The following is a 26,813-nucleotide window of genomic DNA, read 5'->3' on the forward strand; positions in this document are numbered from 1 at the left end:
GCACGCACATAGAATCAGGTATCGCTACACGCTGCAAGATCGCAATGCACCCGTTCGCCCTGCCGGCAACCGCACCGACGCACCCGCCCGAGCTCGCCACGGCCCGGGCGGCGCGCGACTGGCTGCAGCAGCTCGACAGCACGCAGCCACTGAACGCCCAGGCCAGCCTGCTCGGCCAGATAAACCTGCTGAACCGTTATCGCATGACAGCGGGCGAGCGTTTGCGCGTGATCGAAGAATTGCGCGATGCCGTGCTGCATGCGCAAGCCGGCGCGTCGGGCCGCTTTGTCGGCCGGCCGCTGCCGCTGTCGGCCGGCGAGCGCTCAGCGTTCGATGCCAATCAGGCGATGTGGGATGCGCTGGCCACGGCCTATCTGCATTGCCTGGCTGCTGCACTCGATGGCGACGGCGGCGTCGCAGGACAGGTCGGGCTGATTGCACATCGCGCGCTCAGCGCGCTGTCACAGATGCAGCTCGATGCGATGCGCGCGGCCCATCTGCCGCCGACCGGCTACTGGCGGCGCACCCATGCCTGCTACGAAGCAGCGGAAAAACTCGGGGCGGCCGAACGCAAGATCCAGGACGACACGCTGAACGATGAACGCCCCACCAGCGTGCGCGCCGCCTATGTGCTGTGCGTGCTGATGCATACCGCCAGCCCGTTCGGCCTGACGCACCGCCAGTTGCGCATGCTGTACCGCTGGCTCGGCAAGTGGTCGGGCAAGGTGGCGCTGCTCGACAGCGCGATCCATCAGTGCGCGCTGCCACCACTGATGCTCGATCTGTCGAGCGACGAGGCAATCGCGCGGGCAGCACAACGTGAAAGCTCGCTGCGCTGGCTGGTACTTGACGAGTTTTCGCACGGTATCCGCAAGCGCATGGGGCTGCTTGCGCAGGGTGAAACACCAGTCGCGCTGCGCCTGGGCGACGAATTGAGCCCGGCCCAGGCAGACCGGCTGCTGCGCCATCTGCACACGCACTGCTGCCGCGGTGGCCTCACGCGCGCCGAACCGAGGCGACCGCTGCAGCAGAACGCATCGGTGGTCGTCGGCATGCAGGCAGTGCAGCAGTTTTTTGGCGGCGGCGCCCCTGCGCCTGACGTACTGCAATCCGCCAGCGCGCCGGTCACCACCGCCACCGGTTATCTGGTCGAAGACTGGCGCATTCTCGACGACAGTGCCACCGGTCTGCGGCTGGACCGTCGCATCGGCGGCGACGGCATGCGCGTGAGCAACGGCATGTTGCTGGCAGTACGACCGGACAATGCCAGCCAGTTCATGCTGGCCTACATTTGCTGGGTCATGGCGAATGGCGTCGAACTGCAGATCGGCATCAGCCTGCTCGCCGGCACCCCCCAGCCGGTCGGACTCGCCCGCGCGCCCGACGGCCAGGGCGAACATCAGGGACACGGACTATTGATGCCGGCCGTCGAGCGCATCGGCCAGCCGGAATGCGTTGCGCTGCCGTCAGGCTGGTATCGCAAGTCGCGCGACATCCTGCTGTCGGGAGACGCAGGCCGGCGGCGCGTACGGCTGGTTGAATCGCTGGAGCGCGGCGCCGATTTCGACCTCGCGCGCATCGAGCCCGCAGCATGACCGACATTCCACCGCTGCCGGGCACGCTGAACTACCGCGATGCTCGCCAGTGCAAGGCATTGATCGCCGAATTGCCGCTGACCAATGTGCCGCGGGTGCGCGACACGCTGACCCGGCTGCTGTACGGTCTTCGGCAGACTCCGCCGCACAGCCCGGATTACCTCGACGTGCTCGAAGCCATGCGGGCACCGCTGCATTTCCTGCAGGAAAGCCTGGCGGTGCGCTACAGCAGCCGGCCGGTGATTCCGGGCGGCGCCGAAGACCCGGTGCTGCGCCAGGTGGTTGCGCTGTGGCTGGGTATGGCACAGGCCTATGCCCAGGCGGCCGAGCAGACCGGCGTGCATCCGCTGTCCGACACACAACTTGCGCTGGTCTGCCAACGCTGCGTGCTGTATGCCGGCCGGGCGGTGATCGAGTATTTCCGCGCCCGGCGGACCATTCCGCGCGGCATGTGGCTGGAACTGCATGGCTACTTCAGCACGGCCGACGAGTGGGGATTCGCCACGCAGCCGGTGGCCGACAGCCTGAAGGAAGGCGGCTATCCACAGAGCGCGGCAGAATCCTACTGCTGCGTGCTGCTGATCGATCTGTCGAACCCGTACGGCCGCAGCCCGCGCGAGTTCGAATGGGTGTGCCGATGGGCTGACCAGTACGCCAGCCTGACCGAAATCATGCCGGTTTTCGGTGGCACAGACGCCAAGACCTATGCCATCGACCTCAACCGCGACAACGGTGCCAAGCCGCTGGAGGTTTTCGCCCGCGCGCCATCGCTGCGCCGGCTCGGCTCGGCGCGGCTGGCCAGCGAGATCGAGCGCGTCGTGGCAGGGCTCAAGCAAGGCCTGTCGCCGGAACATCTGGGCCTGGGCGCCGATTGCCACCCGGTTTCAGCGGGTCGCCTGCTGCTGCTGCTTTACAAGCCGTGGTGCCACGCTGCCAATCCGCGCCGCTTCCAGCGGCGTGTCGGTACCGGCGACATCGATATCGCCCTCGGCTTCGACGCCATGCACTTCCTGATCAGCGGCAGCGAATTCGTCCAGCCACCGCCGGCCCGCATCTACAGCCACAGCGATTTCATCGACATCGCCACTTTTGGCGAACGCGCTCACGATGGTGCCGGTCTGGCGGTACGGCAGGCCAGCGCGCGGGCGCACTACCCGACCCAGCGCTGGGCCATGCTCGACCACAGTGTGATGGGCTATCGCCTGCGCGCGCCACCGGACACCGGTCCGGTCGAGCACGCGCAGATCGTGGCCGTGTTCGGCCCTGACGCAGAGCATTGGCGACTGGCGCGCGTATCCTGGTTGATGGTCGAAGCCGACGGCCGACTGCTGGTCGGGCTGCATGTGCTGCCCGGTACGCCACGCGCCATCGCAATACGGCCCAAGGCCGAAGACGGTGCCCCCGCCGAGCGCTTCATTCGTGCCTTTCTGCTGCCGTCGGTACAGGTGATGGGCGAGGAAGCTACGCTGGTCATGCCACGCGGCTGGTTCCAGCAGGACCGCACGCTGGAAATCTATCTGAACGACAGCGTGCTCAGTGTGACCCTGACCCGACTGAATACCTTCGGCATCAACTACGAACGGGTGGCATTCAGCGAACTGGCGAAGTAGCTGGCCGGGAGGTGGCTATGGGAGCGGCCTTGTGGGAGCGGCGGCCTCGCCGCGATCAGTGCCGCGATGGTCGCACTGCAGAATGCGGATCGCGGCGAGGGCGTAGCGGGGTTTCGCCGAACATCGGCCTCCGCCCGCATGGCCGACTTACGATGCGGGATCCGCCGTAGCTGAGCCCTGCGAAAACCTAGGCTGCCACAGCCTGCGCCGGCCTCAATGTGCGCCGGGCCGGAAAGCGAACGGTGAAGCAGCTGCCCTTGCCCGGCTCACTGACGACATTCAGCGTCGCCTGGTGGCGTTCGAGCACGTGCTTGACGATGGCGAGGCCCAGACCGGTACCGCCTGTTTCGCGCGACCGGCCACGATCGACGCGGTAGAAGCGTTCGGTCAGGCGCGGAATGTGCTGCGCATCGATGCCGATCCCGTTGTCTTCGACCGAAAATACACCGCAGCCATCAACTACCGTCCAGCCCAGTCGCACCCGACCGCCATCCGGCGTGTAGCGCACCGCGTTGCTGGCCAGATTGCCAAGCGCGCTGCGCAGATCGCGCGCGCAACCGGTGAGCGCGCCGGGCGGGCTGTCCAGTTCGAGCAGCACCTCGTGCCGCCCACCTGACAGCGCACGTGTTTCGATCATCACAATGTCGAGCAGATTGCGCATGTCGACCGCTTCTTCCGGCATCGGCGCATCGGTTTCCAGCGCCGACAGCGTCAGCAGGTCATCAACCAGACGCTGCATGCGCACCGACTGCTGCTGCGCCATTGCGATGAAGGACAGCGCTTGCTCGTGCGGCAGTTCGGGCAGCGCGTCCTCCAGCGTTTCGAGGAAGCCGTGAATCACCGTGAGCGGGGTCTTCATTTCGTGTGACACGTTGGCAACGAAGTCGCGCCGCATTGTTTCAAGCTTTTCGAGTTGCGTGATGTCGCGCGACAGCAGCAGCTTCTGCTCGTCGCCAAAGGCCACCACGCGGATCTGCAGCGTGCGGCCGGGCTGGCGCGGCGAAGGCATTGACAGGGAATCGGCATAGTCACCCGACTGCAGGTAGCTGGCGAACTCCGGCTGACGCAGCAGGTTCAGCAGCGAACTTCCGATATCGCGTTGCCCGTCAAGTCCGAGATGCTGCTCGGCCATCGGATTCAGCCACTCGATCACCTCGTCGCGGGACATGATCAGCGTGCCGTCCGGCATTGCGCGACTGGCTTCGCGCATGCGCTCCAGCCGGCTGCGCAGGTCTTCGCGCAACTGTCGTGCGTTGCGCTCGCGCCTGGCCAGCTTGGCAAACAGGAATTCCCACTGACCGGCGCCATCGGGCAGCGCGGTATCGACAGTCGAGTTGAGCCAGTGATCGAAGCGGCCGATTTCGTACTGGTCGCGCAGGCTTCCCGCCAGCAGCAGCAGCACCGCCAGCGCCAGTCCGAACACGACTGACCCGGCGATCAGCCCGGTGAGCACGCAGGCGCCCACCAGCGCTGCGCGCAGCAGGACGCGAAACCAGAATTCACGCATGGCGGGCCGATCCGTTCATTCGCGGATTATCGCGCGCTATTCTTTCTGGCAGGACAGTCTGTAGCCGCTGCCGCGCACGGTCTGGATCAACGCGTCGTGGCCGCTCGCTTCGAGCACGCTGCGCAGGCGACGTATATGCACGTCCACGGTGCGTTCCTCGACGAATACGTGATCGCCCCACACGCTGTCGAGCAGCTGGGCGCGCGAATGCACACGCTCCGCGTGCGTCATGAAGAAGTGAAGAAGGCGGAATTCGGTCGGGCCCAGCATGACGGCCGCGCCGCGCGCAGTGACACGATGGGTCGCTGGGTCGAGGCGCAGACCTTCGATCTCGACCGGGTCTTCGGTGGCCTGCGGCTTCTGGCGGCGCAGCACAGCCTTGATGCGGGCAGCCAGTTCGCGCGGCGAGAAAGGCTTGGTGACATAGTCGTCGGCACCGGTTTCCAGCCCCGTCACCTTGGACTGTTCGTCGCCGCGCGCGGTCAGCATGATGATGGGCACGCCACGCGTACGTTCATCGCTGCGCAACCTTCTTGCAAGATCAATGCCGCTTTGCCCGGGCAGCATCCAGTCGAGCAGCACCAGATCGGGCAGTTCGGCCTGCATCAGCCGCAGCGCGGTTTCCGCGTCGAGCGCGCGCAGCGGATCATGGCCGGTGCGCGTGAGGGTCACGCTAATCAGTTCCTGAATGGACGGTTCGTCCTCGACAACGAGTATGCGGGCCATGACGATGAAGGTCGTTCCGGTGATGGATCGCTGCGAAGTCTATTTCAGTACGATGACGATTTAGTGACAGCGCCTGCCCGCTACGGGCGCGTTCACGAAGGCAGTGCGGGCGGCGCGCGGTATCATCGGCATTCTTCGTATCGAATGCAGAAAACCATGGCCGGTCTGGACAAGGACACCCCGATTCCCACGGAAATAAAAGTGCAGCAGAAATCGAAGCTGATGGACGTCAGTTTCGACAACGGCAGGCACTTCAGCTTCAGTTTCGAATTCCTCCGCGTGTGCTCGCCATCGGCCGAGGTGCGCGGCCACGGGCCGGGGCAGGAAACGCTGCAGGTTGGCAAGCGCGACATCGACATCACGCGTGTCGAACCGGTCGGCTCGTATGCCGTGAAACCTGTGTTTTCCGACGGCCACGACAGTGGAATCTACTCATGGGACTATCTGTATTTGCTGGGCGAGAACCAGGAAGCACTGTGGTCCGACTATCTGGCCCGCCTCGATGCGGCCGGCGCCAGCCGCGATCCCGCACTGACGCCGCCTCCCCCAGCCAAGGGCGGCTGCGGCACCGGCGGCCGCGGCCACTCTCATTGAGCTGGACATGAGCGAACCGTCCACCGATTTCGGATTCGAGCGCGTCGCCGAAGCGGCGAAGGCAAAGCGCGTGTCCAGCGTATTTTCGTCGGTCGCGCGGCGCTACGACATCATGAACGACCTGATGTCCGCGGGCCTGCACCGCGGCTGGAAGGCGTTCGCCATCCAGATGGCGGGCGTGCGGCCGGGTCAGCGCGTGCTCGACGTGGCAGCCGGCACCGGCGACCTGACCATTGCGCATGCCCGACGGGCCGGCGAAACAGGCGAGGTCTGGCACACCGACATCAATCCGGACATGCTGCGCGAAGGCCGCGACCGGCTGACCAATGCCGGCCTGCTGCTGCCCAGCCTGCTGTGCGACGCCGAGAAGCTCCCCTTCCCGGACAATCACTTCGATTGCGTCACGGTCGCCTTCGGTTTGCGCAACATGACGCACAAGGACCGCGCGCTGGGCGAATTCCGGCGCGTGCTCAAGCCGGGCGGCCGCGCGCTGGTGCTGGAGTTTTCGCGCGTCGCCAAGCCGCTGGAGAAGATGTACGACCTTTATTCGTTCAAGGTGCTGCCCTGGCTGGGCCGGCAGGTGGCGAAGGACGAAGCAAGCTATCGCTATCTTGCGGAGTCGATCCGCATGCACCCTGACCAGGACACGCTGGCGGGAATGATGCGTGACGCCGGCTTGGGCCGGGTCGAGTACTTCAACCTGAGTGCCGGTGTGGTCGCGCTGCACCGCGGCTTCAAGCTCTGAACGCCTGCACGCCCGCTGCCATCCGTCGTGAAAGAACAGAACCTTCCGCGTATCCCGCGGTCTGTTAGTGTGCTAATTTTTGGGCGATGATCCGGAGCCGGAAAGGCACCGTTTTCACGCCTTACCCGAGGAGACAACAGAATGAAGAAGTTCCTGCTGATGCTTTTTGCCACCGTCGTCGGTTTCGGCGGCATGACTTACGAAGCCGAAGCGAAGCGGCTCGGCGGCAGCAAGTCGTTCGGATCGCAGCGCGATTCGTCGGTGATGAAGCGCGACGCCACGCCTGCGCCGGCACAGAACACGTCGTCGGCGACGCAGCAATCGGGTGCGGCCGCCGCTGGCGCCGCAGCCCAGCCTGCCAAGCGTTCCTGGATGGGGCCGCTGGCCGGCCTGGCCGCCGGTATCGGTCTGGCCGCACTGGCGTCGCACCTCGGGTTCGGTGAAGAACTCGCGTCCTTCATGATGATTGCGCTGCTGGTCGTCGGCGCCTTGGTGCTGTGGCGCATGTTCGCCCGTCGCAAGTCGCCGGCTCCGCAGCAGGGCATGCAGTACGCGGGGGCAGCCGCCGGACGCCCGGCCTACGCGCCGCCGCAAGCTCAGCCCTTCGACGCACCCGCCGCCGGGTCTGCCGCAGCGACCGCAGCGACAACCGTGCCGGCGCACATTCCGGCCGATTTCGACGTGGCCGGTTTCCTGCGCCAGGCCAAGCTGAACTTCGTGCGCCTCCAGGCCGCAAACGACGCCGGTGACGTCGAAGACATCCGCAGCTTCACTACGCCGGAAGTGTTCGCCGAAATCCGCATGCAGATCCAGGAGCGCGGCAGCGAGCCGCAATCCACCGATGTGGTACAGGTCGAAGCCGTGCTGCTTGATGTCAGCACCGAAGACACGCAGTACGTCGCCAGCGTGCGCTTCTACGGCCTGATCCGCGAGCAGGCGGATGCGTCGCCGGAATCGTTCGATGAGGTGTGGCACCTGTCCAAGCCGGTGTCGGGCGACCGCGGCTGGCTCATCGCCGGCATCCAGCAGATGGAGTGAGCGGGGATGAGCGCGCTGCTCGCTTCGACAGTATTGAAGGTACTCAACCACCTGCTCGCCCAGACGCCGGGCGCGCAGGAAAAATTGTCCGTACATGCCGGCCGCCACGCGCGGCTGGCGGTCGGAGAGATCGCTGTGGCGTTCGCCATCGCACCTGATGGCACGCTGGCCGTGTCGGCTGAAAGTACCCCGTCCGTCACGCTGCGTCTGCCCGCCGATGCGCTGCTGCGTCTGCCGCACCAGGGCGAAGGTGTTTTGCGCGAGGCACGCATCGAAGGTGACGCCGCGCTGGCCGAAACGCTCGGACAGGTGCTGCGTTCGCTGCGCTGGGATGCCGCCGAAGACCTCAGCCGCGTAGTCGGCGATGTGGCGGCTGAGCGCGTCGTCGGCGGGGCCCGCTCGATGTTGTCCGCCGGCGGCGACCTGGCGAACCGGTTCGCCAACGCAGGTTCCGAATACGTCGCCGACGAGGCACAGATTTTGATCCGCCCCGCGGCGTCCGCTGCGTTCGCGTCGGCTGTGGATATCTTGCGGGACGATTATTCCCGTCTACAGAAGCGGATTGAGCTGCTCGAACGCCGGGCTCAGCCAAAAGGCTGAGCGCTCCACCACCCGGTGAATGCAGCCCGCTGCGCGGGCGTCATCCGCACGCCGCATCGGGTGCGACGCCACATGACGTCATCGGCCGCCGTCGCCCACTCTTGTGCGGCACACCAACGCGCCTCCGCCTCGAACAGGCCACCACCGAAATCTCGGCCGGCGCCCCCTGCCCCACCGGCGTGATTGTCGATCAACTGCCCGGTCAGCGCACCGTGGCGATGCCACAGCGCGTCTATCCATTCCTTCGGGATGACGCCCGCCTTCCGGCTCAGGTCGGCGAGCGCTGCGGAACCCGCGGGTCCGGACCCGGGGAGGTTCCGTTCAGCGGTCGATGAACGGCTGACAAGCCCGAGCGGGCCATTCAGCAGATCAACGGCCGTCTCGGCAAGGCGTCTGTAGGTCGTGAGCTTTCCGCCCTGTACGGTGAGCCAGGTCCGCTGACGATCCGTTGCGTCCAGCGACAGACGATATTCGCGGCTTGCCGTGCGTGCATCCTTCCCGTCACCACCGATCAGCGGTCTCATGCCGCTGAAAGCCCACTCGATATCGTCGGTGTGCAGGCGCCGTCCAAAGGCGCGCTGCACTGCCGACAGCAAATAGTGAAGTTCAGCGGCGGTGGCTCCCAATGCGGACGGAGAAGCGAGCTCCGTTTCGGTCGTACCGACCAGATGCGAATGCGCGTCCCACGGAATGACGAACACCACGCGCCGATCGGGCTGCTGCAGCAGCCACGCATCGTCACCCGCGTGCAGCCGTGGCAGAAGAATGTGCGTACCCTGCACCAGCCTCACCGGTGGGGGTGGCGCACCGCGCAGCCCTTCCACTTCTGCCACCCACGGTCCGGCGACATTGACCACGCAGCGTGCGTGAATCTCGCGCCTCCCGGTTCGCCCGGACAGCTCACAGCGCCAGCCCGATGTCGGGTCGGCGCTCACGGCAACCAACTCATGCCTCGGCAGCACCTCCGCGCCGTGCGCGTGCGCATCCATCAGATTGGTCAGCGTCAGGCGGGCATCGTCCACCCAGAGGTCGAAGTAGGCGTGGGCGCCGGAGACCGGCGGATCGAGTTCGCGCAGCAGTTGAAAATCCGGCGGCAGCCGGTGTGATGGCGGGAGGCTGTGACGACCGGCGAGCAGGTCGTAAAGCCCCAGGCCGATTGCCAGCATCCAGGCAGGACGTTCGCCGGTGTGCGGCACGATGAAGCGCTGTGGACGAACCAGATGGGCGGCGATGCGCCCGAGAATTTGGCGCTCGCGCAGGGATTCGCGCACCAGCCCGAACGCAGCCTGTTCCAGATAGCGGATGCCGCCGTGGATCAGTTTCGTCGATGCCGAGGAGGTGGCACCGGCGATGTCGCCGCGGTCGCAGACGACGACAGACAAGCCCCGCAACGCGGCATCGCGCGCAATCCCGGCACCATTGATGCCGGCGCCGACGATCAGCAGATCATGCGAAGGCGAAACCATGGTCGGCATTCTGCGCTGGAACGCCTGGGTGCTTGAAACGACCGGCCGCCTGAAACGAAAAAGGCAGACCGAAGCCTGCCTTTCCCATTTCCTGCACTGCAGAAACGCTCAGTGGCGCTTGCGCAGCTTCTGGATCGCCGCGAGCTGGGCGACGGCGGAAGCGAGTTCCGCCTGCGCGGCCGCGTAATCCATCGTGGCGTTACGGTTCGACAGCGCCTCTTCGGCCTGGCGCTTTGCCTCAAGCGCCTTGGCTTCGTCGAGATCGGAGCCACGGATTGCGGTGTCCGCCAGCACGGTCACCAGACCCGGCTGCACTTCGAGCATGCCGCCGGCCACGAACACGAACTCTTCCGCGTCCTGGTTCGGCAGCTTGATGCGCACTTCGCCCGGGCGGATGCGCGTGATCAGCGGCGTGTGGCCGGGCAGGATGCCCAGTTCGCCGCTTTCGCCCGGCAGCACGACGAATTCCGCCAGCCCGGAGAAAATCTTCTCTTCCGCGCTGACCACGTCGACATGTACGGTCTTGGACATAAGTACTCCGTGAATGCTGCCCGTGTGCGGCAGCGGGCGAACCCGTTACCGCACACGCCGGCGCATTACTGCAGGGTTTTCGCCTTTTCGAACGCTTCCTCGATGCCGCCGACCATATAGAAGGCCTGTTCCGGCAGGTGGTCGCATTCGCCATTGACGATCATGTTGAAGCCCTTGATCGTGTCGGCCAGCGGCACGATCTTGCCCGGCGAACCGGTGAAGACTTCGGCCACGTTGAACGGCTGCGACAGGAAACGCTGGATCTTGCGCGCACGGGACACGGCCAGCTTGTCTTCCGGCGACAGCTCGTCCATGCCCAGAATGGCGATGATGTCGCGCAGTTCCTTGTAGCGCTGAAGCGTCATCTGCACCTTGCGTGCGCAGTTGTAGTGCTCTTCGCCAACCACCAGCGGATCAAGCTGGCGCGAGGTCGAGTCGAGCGGATCGACCGCCGGGTAGATGCCCAGCGAAGCGATGTCACGCGACAGCACGACGGTTGCGTCCAGATGCTGGAAGGTGGTCGCGGGCGAGGGATCGGTCAAGTCATCCGCAGGCACATACACGGCCTGGATCGACGTGATCGAACCGACCTTGGTCGACGTGATGCGTTCCTGCAGGCGGCCCATTTCGTCGGCCAGCGTAGGCTGGTAGCCCACGGCGGACGGCATGCGACCCAGCAGCGCGGACACTTCGGTACCAGCCAGCGTGTAGCGGTAGATGTTGTCGACGAAGAACAGGATGTCGCGGCCTTCGTCGCGGAACTTCTCGGCCATGGTCAGGCCGGTCAGCGCCACGCGCAGGCGGTTGCCCGGCGGCTCGTTCATCTGGCCGAACACCATCGCGACCTTGTCCAGAACCTTCGACTCTTCCATCTCGTGGTAGAAGTCGTTGCCTTCGCGGGTCCGTTCGCCCACACCGGCGAACACCGAAAAGCCGCCGTACGACTTCGCGATGTTGTTGATCAGTTCCATCATGTTCACGGTCTTGCCGACGCCGGCGCCACCGAACAGACCCACCTTGCCGCCCTTGGCGAACGGGCAGATCAGGTCGATCACCTTGATGCCCGTGGGCAGCAGGTCGACCGACGGGCTCAGCTCGTCGAACTTCGGGGCCTTCTGGTGGATCGAGCGGCGCTCTTCCGTCGGGATCGGGCCGGCTTCGTCGATCGGGCGACCCAGCACATCCATGATGCGGCCCAGCGTCGCGCTGCCCACCGGCACGCTGATCGGCGCGCCCGTATTCGCCACCTTCATGCCGCGGCGCAGACCATCGCTCGAACCGAGCGCAATCGTGCGGACCACGCCATCACCCAGCTGCTGCTGGACTTCGAAGGTCAAACCCGCTTCGGCGGTGTGCGTGCCATCTGCTTCGTCGAGTGTCAGAGCTTCAAACACTTTCGGTATCGAATCGCGCGGGAACTGGATGTCCACGACTGCGCCAATACACTGAACGATGTTTCCGGTATTCATCGTCTATCCCCAATACAAAAAATCATTGTGCGCGATCAGACTGCAGCGGCGCCGCCGACGATTTCGGACAGCTCCTTCGTGATCGCCGCCTGGCGGGTCTTGTTATAGACCAGCTGCAATTCGCCGATGACATTGCCCGCATTGTCGGAGGCCGCCTTCATGGCCACCATGCGCGCGCTCTGTTCGGACGCCATGTTCTCGGCCACTGACTGATACACCAGCGCCTCGACGTAACGGACAAGCAATTCATCGATCACCACCTGCGGGTCCGGCTCGTACAGGTAGTCCCACGTGCCCTGCGGCGTACCGAGGCGATCACCGGTCAGCGGCAGCAGCTGTTCCATCACCGGTTCCTGCTTCATCGTGTTGATGAAGCGGGTGAAGGACATGTACACCGCGTCGAGCTCGCCGGCCTGGAAGGCATCGATCATCACCTTGACGGTGCCGATCAGCTTTTCCAGGTGCGGCGTGTCACCCAGCTGCGTTGCCTGCGACACCACCTTGGCGCCCATGCGCTGCATGAAACCCAGACCCTTGTTGCCGATGGCGGCAACGCGGATTTCGGTTGCGCCCTTCGCTTCCCATTCCTTCATCGAATTCAGGGCAAGGCGCAGCACATTGGTGTTCATGCCGCCGCACAGACCCTTGTCGGTCGTGACGACGATGATGCCGACGCGCTTGATCTGTCCGACAGTCGCGAGGAAGGGGTGCTTGTACTCGCTGGCGGTGGCGGCGGACAGATTGGCGGCAAGACGACGGATCGTGTCGGCGTAGGGGCGGGCAGCCCGCATCCTGTCCTGCGCCTTGCGCATCTTGGATGCAGCCACCATCTCCATCGCCTTGGTGATCTTCTTCGTGTTTTGCACGCTCTTGATCTTGGTACGGATTTCTTTTCCGCTGGCCATGGTTATCTCCGATCCGCGCGCTTACGCCCAGCTCTTCTTGAACTCGGCCACCGCAGCAGCGAGCGCCTTTTCCGATTCACCGTCGAGATCCTTGGTGGACTCGATCTTGTTCATCAGATCCGGGGTCTTCTGCTGCAGGTATTGATGCAGGGCCGATTCAAAAGCGAGCACGCGCGGCACTTCGACGTCGTCGAAGTAGCCGTTGTTGGCGGCGTAGAGCGACACACCCATCTGCGCGACGGACAGCGGCGAGTACTGCGGCTGCTTCATCAGTTCCATCACTCGGCGGCCACGCTCGAGTTGCTTGCGTGTCGCTTCGTCGAGGTCGGAAGCAAACTGCGCGAAGGCAGCAAGTTCGCGGTACTGGGCCAGCGCCAGACGCACGCCGCCACCGAGCTTCTTGATGATCTTGGTCTGGGCCGCACCGCCGACGCGCGACACCGACACACCCGCGTTGATGGCGGGGCGGATACCGGCGTTGAACAGGTCGGTTTCGAGAAAGATCTGGCCGTCGGTAATCGAAATCACGTTCGTCGGAACGAAGGCGGACACGTCGCCGGCCTGCGTTTCGATGATCGGCAGCGCGGTCAGCGAACCGGTCTTGCCCTTCACTTCGCCGTTGGTGAACTTTTCGACGAATTCCGGATTCACGCGGGCGGCGCGCTCAAGCAGACGGCTGTGCAGGTAGAACACGTCGCCCGGGTAGGCTTCGCGGCCCGGCGGACGACGCAACAGCAGCGAAATCTGACGGTAGGCGACAGCCTGCTTCGACAAATCGTCATAGACGATCAGTGCATCTTCGCCGCGATCGCGGAAGTATTCGCCCATCGTGCAGCCGGCGTACGGTGCGAGAAACTGCATTGCAGCGGAGTCGGATGCCGTTGCCGCGACGACGATGGTGTAAGCCATCGCGCCATACTCTTCCAGCTTGCGCACCACGTTGGCGATGGTCGAGGCCTTCTGGCCGACCGCCACGTAGATGCAGGTCATGTTCTGACCCTTCTGGTTGATGATGGCGTCGATCGCAACCGCGGTCTTGCCGGTCTGGCGGTCGCCGATGATCAGCTCGCGCTGGCCGCGTCCGACCGGCACCATCGAGTCGATCGACTTCAGGCCGGTCTGTACCGGCTGCGACACCGATTGACGTGCGATCACGCCCGGGGCGACCTTTTCGACCTTGTCGGTCATCTTGGCGTCGATCGCGCCCTTGCCGTCGATCGGCTGGCCGAGCGAATTGACCACGCGGCCGATCAGCTCGGGGCCGACCGGCACTTCCAGAATGCGGCCCGTGCACTTGACGGTCTGGCCTTCGGAAATATGTTCGTAGTCACCGAGCACCACGGCGCCGACGGAGTCGCGCTCGAGGTTCAGTGCGAGACCGAACGTGTTGCCTTCGAATTCCAGCATTTCACCCTGCTGCACATCATCCAGACCATGCACGCGCACGATGCCGTCAGTCACCGATACCACGGTGCCTTCGGTGCGTGCCTGCGCGGTCAGGTGCAGGTTCTGGATCCGGCTCTTGATCAGGTCGCTGATTTCAGACGGATTGAGGTTCATCAAAAAACTCCTAGTTCTGTAGCGCAGTGGCCATGGCGGCAAGCTTGCCGCGGACCGAGGCGTCGATCACTTCGTCACCGACCGCAACCTTCACACCGCCGATCAATTCCGGATCGATGCTCACCCGCGCCTCGAGGCGACGGCCGAAACGCGGTTCCAGATCGGCCAGCAGACGCGCCACGGTGGCGTCGTCCATCGGAAAGGCCGAACTGACGTAGGCCACGGCATTGAGCTCGTGATCGTTCTTCAGGCTGACAAACTGCTCGCACACCTCGGGCAGCAGCGACAGCCTGTTGTTCTGGGCCAATACGCGCACGAAGCTGCGGTGCTCGTCGGTCAGCTCGCCCGGAACCGCGGCGAGGAACAGGAAGCCGCGATCCACGGACGTGCGGGTGGGATCGGACAATAGCTGGCGAACGGCCGGGTCGGACGCTGCGGCCGCCATGCAGCCCAGCGCATCGGCCCAGGCAGACAGCGCACCGGCTTCCCTGGCGAGCTGGAAAGCGGCTTCGGCGTACGGTCGCGCGATGGTGACGTTCTCTGCCATGGTGTCAGCTCAATTCCTGTTTCAGGTTGGAGAGCAGATCGGCGTGGGTTTGAGCGTTGATTTCGCGACGCAGGATGCGTTCGGCACCGGCGACGGCAAGCGCTGCCACCTGATCGCGCAATGCGTCCTTGGCCTTCTGGGCAGCGGCACCGGCTTCGGTGGTCGCGGCTTCGCGGGCGGCGGCGATGATGCGATTGGCTTCGGCGCGGGCATCCTCGACCAGCTTGCCGGCCTGCTTTTCAGCGCCTGCGCGGAGCTCGGCGGCAGATTCGCGCGCGGAGCGCAGCTCTTCCATCGAGCGCTTCTCGGCATTGGCCAGATCGGCCTTTGCCTTGTCCGCAGCAGCCAGTCCGTCAGCGACCTTCTTCGCACGCTCGTCGAGTGCCTTGACGATGGGCGGCCATACGAAATTCTTCGTAAACCACACGAACGACAGGAACACCACGAGCTGGATGATGAGCGTTGCGTTCAGATTCACGGCAACTTTCCCTTCAATGAGTCGGTGTTGGGGCGGTTGCCTGTCTTACTTCAGGAAGGTCGACGTGGCGAACCAGAGCGCAATACCGAGACCGATAATGAACGCAGCGTCGATCAGGCCGGCCAGCAGGAACATCTTGACCTGCAGCGCGTTCATCAGCTCGGGCTGGCGTGCCGATGCTTCGAGGTACTTGCCACCCATCAGTGCGATACCGATACAAGCACCCAGAGCGCCGAGGCCGATGATCAGACCGCAGGCGATAGCAACGAATCCCAGTTCCATAACAACTCCTTAATGATAAGAATAGAAAAACAACAACAACCTGATGAACTGCAAATCAGTGACCGTCATGCGCCTGGCCGATGTACACCAGCGTCAGCATCATGAAAATGAATGCCTGCAGCGTGATCACCAGGATGTGAAAGATCGCCCAGGACAAACCGGCAACGAAGTGGCCGGCGGCGAGCAGGATGCTCGGTGCGTTCATGCCGGTCCATGCGCCACCCATCAGCGCGATCAGCATGAAAATGAGTTCGCCGGCAAACATGTTGCCGAACAGCCGCATGCCGTGCGACACGGTCTTTGCGAGGAATTCGATGACGTTCATCGCGAAGTTGAACGGCGCCAGCAGGATGTGGTTGCCGAACGGCGCCGAAATCAGCTCATGGAACCAGCCCCCGGCACCCTTGATCTTCACGTTGTAGTACAGGCACAGCAGTAAAACCGCAATCGACATGCCCATCGTTGCATTGATGTCGGCGGTCGGCACGACGCGCATGTAGGCGTGATGCGGATCGTGACCGGCGGCGGCATAGACACCTTCCCAGATGCGCGGCAGCAGATCCACCGGCAGCAGGTCCATCGCGTTCATGAAGAATATCCAGACAAACACGGTCAGCGCGAGCGGCGCCACGAAGCGACGCGATTCTTCGCTGTGGATCATGCCCTTGGCCTGATCAGCGACCATTTCAACGAGGATTTCGACGGCAGCCTGGAACCGGCCCGGAACGCCCGACGTGGCCTTGGCAGCGGCGCGGTGCAACAGGAACACCGTAAGCAGGCCGAGCACGATCGAATAGAACAGCGTATCGACGTTGTACAACCCGAAATCAATCAGGTTGGCCTGCATTTCGCCGGAGTTGTTCAGAAATGTGAGGTGGTGGGCGATGTACTCGCCCGCGGTGGGAGCGGCGTGCGTCAGTTCGGTTCCGGATGCCATGTCAGTGTTTGAGCAAGAAAGCAAAAAAACCAGCCTGCAGCGCGACGGCCAGACCTCCGACAAACCAGCCCCACATGAGGTCCGGCACGAGGTAAAAGCTCAACGCCAGCAGTCCAATCGTCGAGAGGATCTTGATCGCCTCGCCGAAGAAGAATTCGAGCGGATATGCGTTGCCGGACGCCGAGGCAACTCTTGTCAGACGGTTCAACCTCAGGGCGAACAGCAGAGACGGGAGCGCGTAGCTCAAACCGCCCAGCAGCACCGACAACCCTGCAAGCGTCCCACCGAACAACAGCGCACAACCGGTAGTGACCAGAATCAGCGAAAGCTGCAGCATGACCGCCTTCAGCATGCCTGCTCTTTCCGTTGCACAGCGACTTTCCTATCCACTGCGCGAACCTGTCCGATCAACTACATCAGCGTCGCTTGCGCGACATCCCCATCTGCATTGCAGCGGCGCACATGGAACTTATGCGCCACACACAAAGTCCGCGATGATACATGAGCTTACAAGACCGGTCAATTGAAGCGGCGCGCAGATTCAAGGTGGCCGCGCGCCCCGCACGTTGCACCGCAACATGGCCAGGGCTTGACGCGGCGCGTCAATTAGTCGATATTTTTCGACATGAAAAACGCGTACCGATCGGACATTCCGCCGGAGTGGCTGCAACTGTCGCAGGTCTTTGCGGCGCTGGGCGCTGAAGAACGCCAGCGCATCCTGCTGCTGTTCGAGCCGGGCGCCCGGCTGAACGCCAGCGACATCGCCCGCGCTTCGACGTTGAGTCGCACGACCGTTTCGCACCACCTGAAGCTGCTGTGCGACGCCGGCATACTCGAACGGTCGCGACACGGTCGCGAAATCCATTTCCGGCTCTGTGCCGCACTATTGATCGGCCACCTGCAGAGCGTGATCGACTATCTGGAAGATCACCGATGACCACCGCCGCCACGCTTTGCCATTCGACATCGACAGCTGCGTCGTTCCCGGCCTTCGCCGGACTCGATGTTGAGGCGCTTGCGGATCGCGTCGGCAGCACACCGTTCTTCGCCTACGACGCCGCGGCGATCGAAGGGCGCATCGACACATTGCGCGCGCAGCTGCCCGCGGACACGCTGCTCTGTTATGCGCTGAAGGCCAATCCGCTGCCGGCGTTGCTGGGCCGGCTGGCACTACGACTGGATGGCGCCGACGTCAGCTCCGGCGAAGAGATCCGTCGCGCGCTGGCGGCCGGCTTCGACGGTGCGCAGCTGGGTTTCACCGGACCGGGAAAAAGCGATGCGGATCTGACGCTTGCGGTGCACGAAGGCGTGCGCCTGTGCGCGGAATCGATCGGCGAGATCGGTCGCATTGCGCGCATCGCGGCACGCGAAGACCTGCCGGCGCGGGTGGCACTGCGCGTCAATCCGGATGTCGCGGTGTCCGGCACGCAGGTACGCATGAATGAAGCGGGTGTGTTCGGCATCGACAGCAGCCAGCTTCCGGCGGCATTGCGCGCAGTGCGCGACCACCGGCTCACCTTCGCAGGCTTCCACTATTACTGCGCATCACGCATGCTCGATGCCGACGCCGTGATCGCGCTGCATGCATTCTGCACGGCCGACGCGCTGCGTGCGGCCGATGACGCCGGGCTGGCGCTGGACTGGCTCAATCTCGGTGGCGGCTTCGGCATCCCGGCCAGTGTCGACGAGGCACCGCTCGACATGGCTGCGGTCACCGCGCACCTGCACCATATCGACGCAGGGCTGAAGGCCGCGCATCCGGCTGCGCGCCTCGCGCTCGAACCGGGTCGGTACCTGGTCGGCGAGGCCGGCATCTACGTCTGTCGCATCCTCGACCGGAAGATGGTCCGTGGACGCACCTGGCTGGTGGCTGACGGCGGCGCCCATCACCACCTGCACGCCACCCTGCAGCCCGATCGCGCACAGCCCGCCAATCTGCCGATGATGCTGGTGCAGGCCGCACCGGGCACGGGAACTGAATGCGTCAGCGTCGCCGGGCCGCTGTGCGCGCCCTTCGATGTGCTCGCACGCGACATCACGCTGCCGCTCGCGCAGCCGGGCGACCTGCTCGTGGTGTTCCAGTCCGGCGCCTACGGCCCGAGCGCAAGCCCGGTGAATTTCCTGGGTCATCCGCCGGCTGCGGAGATCGTGCTGTGACGTCCGCCGCGCGCCATCTGCTTACACTGGGCCTGATGATGACCTTCGCGCACCCTGCCCTGCCCGCGTCCGACGCAGTGTCCGGCGGACGACTCGGTCTGCATGACGCGAGCGGTTTTCGCGCCATCAGGGGCGCCTGTGCTGGATGCGCAGCAGCGCCCCAGGCACTGTGGTACTTCCATGACGAATGGATTGCCTTACCGCAGGCACCAGCGAGCGGTTTCGATCCGGCGCTGGCAGCGCAGGACGATGTACGCACGTGGGCGCAGGCAAACGACGCCAGCGCCGAAGCGACGCTCCCGCCACTGATCTGGATCGGCTCGCCCCATATCCTGACCGGCGCCCGCCTGACTGCCGACGGCACCCGGCTCGACGTCGGCGACAGCGGGAGCCTGGCCTTTTCGCTGGTGCCGCAGCTGGCATCGAACGTGTCCTGGTTCAACGCCGACAGCGTGATGTGGCTGCAGGGCCAGTCGCTGACGTTGCGCGGAGAGGCGAGCGACGGCGGCTTCACCGCGCGCACCCTCTGGCCGCACGGTTTCGACATCGACCTCACCGCACTGCGCGCCGACCCGCTGCGCGACGGCGAAACGCTGGCCACGCTGGTGCGCGCCAGCGAGGGCGGTGCGCGCCAGCCGCCATCGGTGCGCCTGCTGTGGGAACGAACGCCGGGCGCGGCGCATGCGGCCGGCGGCAAGCCGGTGCTTGCACTGGTGCTCAATGGCGCCCAGGGCGACGATGACGAAGCACACGGCGGTCATTTCGCGCTGGCCACCGGCGTGCTCGGCGAAAACGGCCAGTGGAACGACTGGCTGGTGAACAATTTCTACAATCTGGATGCCTGGAGCGAGAAGGGCATCGTGGCCGCCACGCTGCCGATGGACGCCTATCTGACCGATCTCAACGCAGGGCAATCCTGGTACCGACCTTCCGCCGTGCTGGTCGCCGTGCTGCGCGAGCCGCGCGCCGCCGCCCGCGTGCAGCAGGGCCTGGACCGCGTGTTCAGCCACTTCTACCGGCACGACCTCAGCTATCGCCACGCCACCGCCAACTGCGCCGGCATCAGTCTCGACACGCTGCGTTCGCTCGGCTGGGCGGTGCCGCAGCTGGGCCCGACATCGAAACCGAAAGCCTGGCTCGGCCTGCCCTGGATGGCGCTCAAGGAGCGGAGCCTGGCCAGCGGTCTGCGGGCCTTCGACTACATGAGCGCGGAACGCAGCGGCCTTTTCCCGTTCGTCGCCTTCAACGTCGCCGGCAGCGACCTGCTCGGCCGCCTGACTGCCGGCAAGGCGGCCGAGCAGGGGCTTGAGCGCCTGCTGGCCGAAGACGTCGAAGCGCTGCTGTACATCCACGTCCCGCAGATCCCGTCGTCGCGTGCCTTCGGCGGCGCGCCGGTCACGTCCTATGACGAGTACGCCGCGCGGGTACCGGCCGAGCGCTCGCAATGGATCGTCCGTCCGGCCCCGCCACGGCCCTTCCCGGACGAGCTGCGCGACACATCGGCACCGAAGGAGGCGCCGCCGGCGTCGCGCCGCGCGCTCATCGTCTGGCTGGTGGCGCTCGGCGCGGTCGCACTGTGGCTGCTGAGCCGGCTGTTCCGCCGCTGACCGGGGCCCCGCATGAGTTCCCAATTCCACCTGTTGAAGGAAGGCCGCTTCCGGCCCTTCTTCCTGACCCAGCTGCTGGGCGCGCTGAACGACAACGTCTTCAAGACCGCGTTGATCACGCTGCTCACCTTCCGGGCCGGCAGCATTACCGACCTTTCGCCCGGGCTGCTCGCCACCGTGCTGCCGGGCGTGTTCATCCTGCCCTTCTTCCTGTTTTCCGCCACCTGCGGCCAGCTCGCCGACAAGTACGACCGCGCCATGCTGGCCCGCCTGAGCAAGCTTCTGGAAATCGTCGTCATGGCACTCGGCGCCTGGGGCTTCATCGCCGGCAATCTGCCGGCGCTGGTCCTGGCTCTGTTCCTGATGGGCACGCAGTCGACGCTGTTCGGGCCGGTCAAGTACGCCTACCTGCCACAGCATCTCGATGACGGCGAACTGGTCGGCGGCAACGGGCTGGTCGAATCGGGCACTTTCGTCGCCATTCTCGGCGGTCAGATACTCGGCGCCTGGCTGGTCGGCAACTCCTCGGCCGGCGCCATCGCGCTGGTCGTGCTCGCGCTGGCCGTGACCGGCTGGTGGACCAGTCGCGGCATCCCGCTGTCGCCGGCGCCGGAACCGGCGATGCGGCTGGACTGGAACCCGCTCAGTGCCACGCGCGACACGTTGCGCTTTGCCACCGGCAACCGCACGGTGTGGCTGTCGCTGCTCGGCGTGTCGTGGTTCTGGTTCTACGGCGCGACGCTGCTGGCGCAGTTTCCGGTCTATGCCGCCGACGTTCTGGGCGGCGGCGAAGGCGTGTTCATCGTATTGCTTGCGGTGTTCTCGATCGGCGTCGGCGCCGGTTCGCTGGCGTGCGAAAGATTGTCCGGCGGCAAGGTGGAAATCGGTCTGGTGCCGTTCGGCGCCATCGGTCTGACGCTGTTCGGCATCGATCTGTTCTTTGCCACGCCGGCAGCACCGGCCGCGTACGACGGCAGCGCGGCGGGCTTCCTGCAGCAGGCCGCGCACTGGCGCCTGCTGATCGACATCGCGCTGATCGGCATCGCCGGCGGCATCTACATCGTGCCCCTGTATGCGTTGATCCAGAGCCGCTGCGAGAAGCATCATGTCGCACGCGTCATCGCCGCCAACAACATCCTCAATGCAGGTTTCATGGTGGTGTCGGCGCTGGTCAGCCTGCTGCTGCTGCGCGCCGGCCTTGATATTCCGCAACTCTTTCTGGTGACCGCACTGTTCAACGCCGTGGTCGCGATCTACATCTACACGCTGGTGCCGGAGTTCCTGATGCGCTTCATCGTGTGGATATTGATCCACACGGTATACCGGCTCGACACGCGTGATCTGGAACGCATCCCGGACGCAGGCCCGGCCGTCGTCGTGTGCAACCACGTGAGCTTCGTCGACGCACTGGTCATCACGGCCGCGTGCCGGCGACCGATCCGCTTCGTCATGGACCACCGCATCTTCCGCACGCCCATCCTGAGCTTCGTGTTCCGCACCAATCGCTGCATTCCGATCGCCCCGGCAAGGGAAGACCCGGTGCTGCTCGAACGCGCGTACGACGACATCGCCGCGGCGCTCGAAGCCGGTGACCTGGTGGGCCTGTTCCCGGAAGGACGCATCACCGATACCGGCGAGCTGTACCCGTTCAAGCCGGGCATCACGCGCATCGTGGGGCGCACGCCGGTGCCGGTCATTCCACTCGCCCTGCGTGGCCTGTGGGGCAGTTTCTTCTCGCGCAAGGACGGGCCGGCAATGCGCAGGATGCCGCGGCGCGGTCCGTTCAGCCGCATCGAACTGGTGGCCGGTGACCCCATTGCGCCGGAGGCCGCGACACCGGCGGCGCTGCAGGCCATCGTCGCCGGGCTGCGCGGCGAACGGCGATGAGGTGCCTGCGATGCTGACCGCCATCCTGTGTCTGCTCGGCCTGATCGCCGGCGCTGCGCACGGCGGGCTCGAAAGCGCTCTCGGCGCCGCCGTCGGCCTTGCCGCCGGCCTGTGGATCAGCGCCCGCAGTGCACGGCGGGAACGCGACCTGACGCAGAAGCTGCGCGAGCTCGATGACAAGTCACGCTGGCTGTACGACGCGCTGACCGCATTGCAGCGCGAGCGCAGCGCAGCGCCCCCGGTCGAGGCCCCATCGCCGGACAGCGTAGTCACGGTCGCGCCTGTCGTCGATCCTGCGGCTGCGCCGATCGTTTCGCCGACGCCGACGACCGTCAGCGCACGGGCCGCCCCGCTCGATGCGCTGCATGCACCCGGCGTGCGCGCCGCAGCAGTCGCCGGGTGCATGGACGCGGCCGCGCCCGAATCCCGCAGCCCCTCCGCCGGCCCATCGTGGTCGGCCCTGTGGGCGCGCCTGATGGGCGCCAATCCGCTGGCGCGCATCGGCGTCGTCGTGCTGTTCTTCGGCGTCGCATCGGCGCTGCGGCTGGCCGCGCAGGCGGGCCTGCTGCCGCCGGAGCTGCGGCTTGCCGGCGCGCTGGCGGTCGGGCTGGGCATGATCCTCGTCGGCTGGCGCATGACCGGCGCCGGGCCGCGCCGCATGTTCGCGCTGGCGGTACAGGGAGGCGGCTTTGCGCTGCTCTACCTGTCGGTGTATTTCGCGCTGGAGCGCTACGGCTTCATCGGGCCGGCGCCGGCCTTCGGACTGTTCGCCGCGCTTGGTGCCGCCTGCGCACTGATGGCCGCGCGCCAGTCGGCGCAAAGTCTGGCGCTGCTCGGCCTGTCCGGCGCCTTCGTGGCACCGCTGCTCGCCACCACCGGGCAGGGCGACCACATCGTGCTGCTGTCCTACATCCTGCTGCTCGACATTTTCATCATCGCGCTGTCGTGGCGCCATGCCTGGCGCGCATTGATACTCGCCGGCTTTCTGTTCACCTTCGTGGTCGGCACCGGCTGGGGGCTGCGCAGCTACACACCGGACGACTATCTCGCGGTACAGGGCTTCCTGATCGCGTTCTTCCTGCTGTTCAGCGCCACCCGGGTCGCGCTGACGGTCGCCCGTGCGCCGGGTGAAGCGAAAACGGAATCGGGCTGGAACGCCGGCAGCCTGCTGTTCGGCCCACCATTGGCGGCCGGTGTGCTGCAGGCGGCGCTGATGCAGCCTTTCGAGTATGGCGACGCGCTCAGCGCGATCGCCGCCGGCCTGTACTACCTCGGGCTGGCCTGGCTGCTGCGGGTGCGCGCATCGGATGCTTCACTGGCCTTCCGCGCGCACGCCGGCATCGGCGCAGCGCTGCTGACGCTGGCCGTGCCGCTAGCGCTCGACCTGCAGATGACCGCCGCGGTCTATGCCATCGAGGGAGCGGCTGCACTGTGGTACGGCTGCGTGCGCGGATCCAGGCTCACGCTGTGGTCCGGCGCGGCACTGCAGGGGCTGGCCGGCCTGTGGCTGGTCGCCGCGCTGCCTGAGCTGACGCTGGCGTGGCCGCTGGTCAATGGCCGCACGCTCGGCTGCCTGCTGATGGCCGGTGCGGCACTCGCCTCGGTGCGCGTGCTGCGCGTCACGGCGGCAACCGGTGACGGACTGCCGCAGGCACTGACCGTCTGGCTGGCCGGCTGGTGGCTGTTCGGCGGCCTGGCCGACATCGATGATTTCGCGCCGTCCGCGCTGCAGCCGGCGCTGGCGCTTCTGTTTGCGATGGCCAGCGCCGCCCTGGCCGAACAGCAGGGGCGCCGCCGCAAATTCGTCACCGCACGCGCACTCGCCGCACTGTCGCTGCCGGTGCTGTGGGCGGGCAGCCTGGTTGGCTGGGACATGCAGCACCACCTGCTGTTCGGCGCGATGGCGCTCGCGCTGCCGCTCGCCTGGGCCACCCATCTGTGGATCCTGCGCCGGCAGGACGAAGACGATGCCGGCCTGTTCAGCCGCTTCCGCCATGTCGCGACGGCCTGGACGCTGCTGCTGTCGGTCGGCGTCGAAGCCGGCGGCTGGCTGGATATGTGGCTGCCCGGACAGGACCTGTGGCGCTGGCTCGCCTGGATCATGGTCTGGCTGGTGACCGGCATCGTGCTGCAGCGAGCCCTGGCCGACGATCGCGACGAATGGCCCTGGACCGCGCAGCGCGACCGCTACGTCGGCTACGTGCAGCGACCGGTCGCCGCGCTGCTGCTGCTGTCGGTCGCGGCGCTGCAGCTGGCACACGATGGCAGCTCCGCGTTGCGCTACCTGCCGCTCGCCTCGGCCCTCGATGTGGTCAGCATCGCCGCGCTGCTGTGGCTTGCACGGGGTCAGTCACAGCGCCCGCCTCTGCGTCTGCTGCCGCGCCAGCTGCCACTGACCGGCGCCGTCGGTCTGCTGTGGGTGTCGGCACTGGCGGCGCGCAGCGTGCATCATCTGGCCGGGGTGGCCTGGTCGGCAGAGGCAATGTTCCACTCCACGCTGCTGCAGGCCGCGCTTTCGCTGATGTGGACGCTGACCGCACTCGGACTGATGATCCACGCCACCCGCAGCGGTGCGCGTACTCTGTGGTTCGCCGGTTTCGCGCTGCTCGCTGCGGTAGGTGCCAAATTGCTGATGGTCGATCTGGCCAGCGCGGGCACCGTCGAATGGACCGCCTCCCTGCTCGGGATCGGCGCACTCATCCTGATTGCCAGTTACGTCGCGCCGGTGCCGCCTGCCACCGCCCCCGAAGGAGTCACACCTTGAATACACGATTGACCGCCGCACTCACCCTTGCCCTGTGCGCCTTCGGCAGCGCACACGCTGCCGACATCAAGCCCGGCCTGTGGGAATTCAAGTCGAAGCTGGCGATGCCGGGCATGCCCGACATGTCGGCGCAGATGGAAATGATGCAGCAGCAGATGAAGAACCTGCCGCCGGAGGCGCGCGCCATGATGGAGAAGCAGATGGCCGCCCAGGGCGTCGCGATGGGCAGCGGCGGCACACTGCAGGTATGCATCACGGCGGAGGATGCCAAGGGCGCGAACGTCTATACCGGCAAGACCGACGGCGACTGCCGCTACACGAACGTCACCAACACCGCGACCCGGGTCAAGGGCACGATCACCTGCACGAAACCGAAGGCCAGCGGCGATTTCGAAGCCACCATCGACAGCCCGACCCATTTCACGTCGAAGGTGAACATGCAGTCGGCAGAAGGTGCGATGAGTGCCGACACCGACGCACGCTGGCTTGCCGCCGACTGCGGCAAGATCAAGCCGACGGCGCGTTGAACCCCGGCTGGCGCCGGATCGACGGCATCGGCCAGACGCGCCTTGTCTGCGGGGCGCCGTCGGGGAACCGGCGTGCGCTGATGGCCTCGAAGCTGACGCAGACCCTTGATTTCACGTATCGTCCGCGCTTCGACTTCCGGTGCCGGCGCTGACCGCACCGACTTGTGCACCTTCCCCCTCCGCATGCTGCCGGCGCGCGGCCAGACCTGAAGATGGCTTTACACCGCCGACGACATCCTTCCACGCTCGGCTTCGACGCGTTCGACATGGCCTGGGAAGCGACCCCGCCCGGCGTCGTCTACCTGACCCTGCGCGTGCGCCGCAGCGTGCTGTTCGCGCTGGCCGTAGCGGTGTGCCTGCATCTGGCGCTGCTCGGCTGGATCCTGCACAAGGACAGCATGCCCGAGCTGCCGCTGACCGGTACACCGAGCGAAACCATCAGCGCCCGCCTGGTCCAGCCGGAAGCCCCGCGTCCGCGCGCCGAGCCGCAACCGCCCGCGGTGCAACCGGCGCCCGTTCCGCCGCCGCCGACCCGTCAGACCGAGCGACCCAAGCGTGACCGCAAGCCCGCGCCGGTCAAACCGCAGCCGGAAGTGCTGCGTGCCCCGGTGCCCGACCCGGCCCCGGCCCCGCCACCGCCGGCGCCGACCCGGCCGAAACTCGACGACGAACCGACCGACATGGCGTCGTACGTCAATCGGCAGCGCGAACGACGGCAGGCGGCCGAAGCTTCGGAAGGGCGAGAGACCGCTGCCGGCATCGCACGCGAGCGGGTGCCCAGCGCGGACGAAATCGCCATGGCGAACATCAAGCGCAACCTGCAGTCGGGCACCAGCGGCGTATTCCAGATCACCCGCAAGGGCGTGCGGACGGCGTCTTTCGTGTTCCGCGGCTGGACCACCGACGCGGTCAACGCACGCCGTGAATACATCGAGGTCGATGCCGGTGTCGGCGGCGACATCGAGCGTGCGCTGGTCAAGCGCATGATCGAACTCATCCGCCGCTACTACCAGGGCAATTTCAACTGGGAATCGCGCGTGCTCGGCCGTACCGTCGTACTGTCGGCGGCACCCGAAAACAATGCCCAGCTGGAGGATTTCCTGATCCGCGAGTTCTTCCGCAGCGGCTACAGCTATCCGCCCTGACGCGCGGTGGGTGCGTCGGCACGCCCGATCATGCCGGCGCGCTGGGTTCGCTGTCGCACGGAACAGGATCGAAGGGACGCCTATGTTGGGTCATCCGGCTTCGCCAGACCGGCCAGCCGGCCCACCCTACCCGAGG

The 26,813-nt window shown here is 65.8% G+C and carries 25 protein-coding genes; 13 read left to right on the forward strand and 12 right to left on the reverse strand.

Annotated features, from left to right (window positions below; all coding sequences use genetic code 11):
- Positions 1-44: 44 nt before the first annotated feature.
- Together NMQ16_RS03290 and NMQ16_RS03295 are read left to right on the forward strand one after the other, a co-directional pair.
- Complete coding sequence (locus NMQ16_RS03290) at positions 45-1,595, forward strand: hypothetical protein (protein WP_257079053.1); 1,551 nt, start codon at positions 45-47, stop codon at positions 1,593-1,595.
- Entirely contained in the window at positions 1,592-3,205 is a 1,614-nt protein-coding gene (locus tag NMQ16_RS03295; RefSeq protein WP_257079055.1) for a hypothetical protein, read from the forward strand. The genes NMQ16_RS03290 and NMQ16_RS03295 overlap by 4 nt, the downstream gene beginning before the upstream one ends.
- A gap of 187 nt (positions 3,206-3,392) precedes the next feature.
- Here the strand turns inward: NMQ16_RS03295 and phoR are convergent, their stop codons facing one another.
- Positions 3,393-4,712, reverse strand: a complete 1,320-nt coding sequence (gene phoR, locus NMQ16_RS03300; RefSeq protein WP_257079056.1) for a phosphate regulon sensor histidine kinase PhoR — start codon at positions 4,710-4,712, stop codon at positions 3,393-3,395.
- A 36-nt stretch (positions 4,713-4,748) separates the two neighbouring features.
- Positions 4,749-5,438 (reverse strand): phosphate regulon transcriptional regulator PhoB, encoded by a 690-nt coding sequence (gene phoB / locus NMQ16_RS03305; protein ID WP_069038764.1) that lies wholly within the window; start codon positions 5,436-5,438, stop codon positions 4,749-4,751.
- A 156-nt stretch (positions 5,439-5,594) separates the two neighbouring features.
- On the opposite strand from phoB, the gene NMQ16_RS03310 reads away from it, so the two are divergent.
- The 4 genes from NMQ16_RS03310 to NMQ16_RS03325 all read left to right on the forward strand — a co-directional run bounded on the left by NMQ16_RS03310 (position 5,595) and on the right by NMQ16_RS03325 (position 8,415).
- Positions 5,595-6,032, forward strand: a complete 438-nt coding sequence (locus NMQ16_RS03310) for a DUF971 domain-containing protein (RefSeq protein ID WP_257079057.1) — start codon at positions 5,595-5,597, stop codon at positions 6,030-6,032.
- A gap of 7 nt (positions 6,033-6,039) precedes the next feature.
- On the forward strand, positions 6,040-6,777 hold the full coding sequence (ubiE, locus tag NMQ16_RS03315) for a bifunctional demethylmenaquinone methyltransferase/2-methoxy-6-polyprenyl-1,4-benzoquinol methylase UbiE (protein WP_257079058.1): 738 nt from the start codon (positions 6,040-6,042) through the stop codon (positions 6,775-6,777).
- A gap of 141 nt (positions 6,778-6,918) precedes the next feature.
- Positions 6,919-7,815: a Tim44 domain-containing protein gene (locus tag NMQ16_RS03320; RefSeq protein WP_257079059.1), complete on the forward strand. Its 897-nt coding sequence runs from the start codon at positions 6,919-6,921 to the stop codon at positions 7,813-7,815.
- 6 nt (positions 7,816-7,821) lie between these two features.
- Positions 7,822-8,415 (forward strand): SCP2 domain-containing protein, encoded by a 594-nt coding sequence (locus tag NMQ16_RS03325; protein WP_257079060.1) that lies wholly within the window; start codon positions 7,822-7,824, stop codon positions 8,413-8,415.
- On the opposite strand, the gene glpD is transcribed toward NMQ16_RS03325, so the two are convergent.
- The 10 genes from glpD to NMQ16_RS03375 form a co-directional block, all read right to left on the reverse strand.
- Positions 8,400-9,890 (reverse strand): glycerol-3-phosphate dehydrogenase, encoded by a 1,491-nt coding sequence (glpD, locus tag NMQ16_RS03330; RefSeq protein ID WP_306441646.1) that lies wholly within the window; start codon positions 9,888-9,890, stop codon positions 8,400-8,402. The genes NMQ16_RS03325 and glpD overlap by 16 nt on opposite strands.
- Before the next feature lie 99 nt (positions 9,891-9,989).
- Positions 9,990-10,412, reverse strand: a complete 423-nt coding sequence (locus NMQ16_RS03335) for a F0F1 ATP synthase subunit epsilon (protein ID WP_257079063.1) — start codon at positions 10,410-10,412, stop codon at positions 9,990-9,992.
- A 65-nt stretch (positions 10,413-10,477) separates the two neighbouring features.
- Positions 10,478-11,881 carry a F0F1 ATP synthase subunit beta gene (gene atpD, locus NMQ16_RS03340; protein WP_257079064.1) on the reverse strand — a complete coding sequence of 468 codons (1,404 nt, stop codon included), beginning with the start codon at positions 11,879-11,881 and terminating at the stop codon, positions 10,478-10,480.
- A gap of 35 nt (positions 11,882-11,916) precedes the next feature.
- Entirely contained in the window at positions 11,917-12,786 is an 870-nt protein-coding gene (atpG, locus tag NMQ16_RS03345; protein ID WP_069038769.1) for a F0F1 ATP synthase subunit gamma, read from the reverse strand.
- A gap of 21 nt (positions 12,787-12,807) precedes the next feature.
- Positions 12,808-14,346 carry a F0F1 ATP synthase subunit alpha gene (gene atpA / locus NMQ16_RS03350; RefSeq protein WP_069038770.1) on the reverse strand — a complete coding sequence of 513 codons (1,539 nt, stop codon included), beginning with the start codon at positions 14,344-14,346 and terminating at the stop codon, positions 12,808-12,810.
- 10 nt (positions 14,347-14,356) lie between these two features.
- On the reverse strand, positions 14,357-14,893 hold the full coding sequence (locus tag NMQ16_RS03355; protein WP_069038771.1) for a F0F1 ATP synthase subunit delta: 537 nt from the start codon (positions 14,891-14,893) through the stop codon (positions 14,357-14,359).
- A 4-nt stretch (positions 14,894-14,897) separates the two neighbouring features.
- Complete coding sequence (locus tag NMQ16_RS03360) at positions 14,898-15,371, reverse strand: F0F1 ATP synthase subunit B (RefSeq protein ID WP_069038772.1); 474 nt, start codon at positions 15,369-15,371, stop codon at positions 14,898-14,900.
- A gap of 45 nt (positions 15,372-15,416) precedes the next feature.
- Positions 15,417-15,653 (reverse strand): F0F1 ATP synthase subunit C, encoded by a 237-nt coding sequence (gene atpE, locus NMQ16_RS03365; protein WP_069038773.1) that lies wholly within the window; start codon positions 15,651-15,653, stop codon positions 15,417-15,419.
- 55 nt (positions 15,654-15,708) lie between these two features.
- Positions 15,709-16,590 (reverse strand): F0F1 ATP synthase subunit A, encoded by an 882-nt coding sequence (gene atpB, locus NMQ16_RS03370; RefSeq protein WP_257079068.1) that lies wholly within the window; start codon positions 16,588-16,590, stop codon positions 15,709-15,711.
- Between the two features lies 1 nt (position 16,591).
- A complete protein-coding gene (locus tag NMQ16_RS03375; protein WP_257079069.1) occupies positions 16,592-16,942 on the reverse strand; it encodes an ATP synthase subunit I in 351 nt (116 codons plus the stop codon).
- A gap of 273 nt (positions 16,943-17,215) precedes the next feature.
- On the opposite strand from NMQ16_RS03375, the gene NMQ16_RS03380 reads away from it, so the two are divergent.
- The 7 genes from NMQ16_RS03380 to NMQ16_RS03410 all read left to right on the forward strand — a co-directional run bounded on the left by NMQ16_RS03380 (position 17,216) and on the right by NMQ16_RS03410 (position 26,677).
- The gene (locus NMQ16_RS03380) at positions 17,216-17,527 is read left to right on the forward strand and encodes a helix-turn-helix transcriptional regulator (RefSeq protein ID WP_257079071.1); all 312 of its coding nucleotides are present in this window, start codon (positions 17,216-17,218) and stop codon (positions 17,525-17,527) included.
- Entirely contained in the window at positions 17,524-18,747 is a 1,224-nt protein-coding gene (locus tag NMQ16_RS03385; protein ID WP_257079073.1) for an alanine racemase, read from the forward strand. The genes NMQ16_RS03380 and NMQ16_RS03385 overlap by 4 nt, the downstream gene beginning before the upstream one ends.
- Complete coding sequence (locus NMQ16_RS03390; RefSeq protein WP_257079075.1) at positions 18,744-20,354, forward strand: hypothetical protein; 1,611 nt, start codon at positions 18,744-18,746, stop codon at positions 20,352-20,354. The genes NMQ16_RS03385 and NMQ16_RS03390 overlap by 4 nt, the downstream gene beginning before the upstream one ends.
- 12 nt (positions 20,355-20,366) lie before the next feature.
- Positions 20,367-22,241, forward strand: coding sequence for an MFS transporter (locus tag NMQ16_RS03395; RefSeq protein WP_257079076.1), 1,875 nt, complete (start codon positions 20,367-20,369; stop codon positions 22,239-22,241).
- 10 nt (positions 22,242-22,251) lie between these two features.
- Entirely contained in the window at positions 22,252-25,005 is a 2,754-nt protein-coding gene (locus tag NMQ16_RS03400; protein ID WP_257079077.1) for a DUF2339 domain-containing protein, read from the forward strand.
- Positions 25,002-25,532 carry a DUF3617 domain-containing protein gene (locus NMQ16_RS03405; RefSeq protein WP_257079078.1) on the forward strand — a complete coding sequence of 177 codons (531 nt, stop codon included), beginning with the start codon at positions 25,002-25,004 and terminating at the stop codon, positions 25,530-25,532. Before NMQ16_RS03400 ends, NMQ16_RS03405 begins: the two co-directional genes overlap by 4 nt.
- A gap of 212 nt (positions 25,533-25,744) precedes the next feature.
- Positions 25,745-26,677: a hypothetical protein gene (locus NMQ16_RS03410; protein ID WP_257079079.1), complete on the forward strand. Its 933-nt coding sequence runs from the start codon at positions 25,745-25,747 to the stop codon at positions 26,675-26,677.
- The last annotated feature ends 136 nt before the right edge of the window (positions 26,678-26,813 follow it).

This window comes from Methyloversatilis sp. XJ19-49 (assembly GCF_024580145.1).
Classification (GTDB): Bacteria; Pseudomonadota; Gammaproteobacteria; order Burkholderiales; family Rhodocyclaceae; genus Methyloversatilis.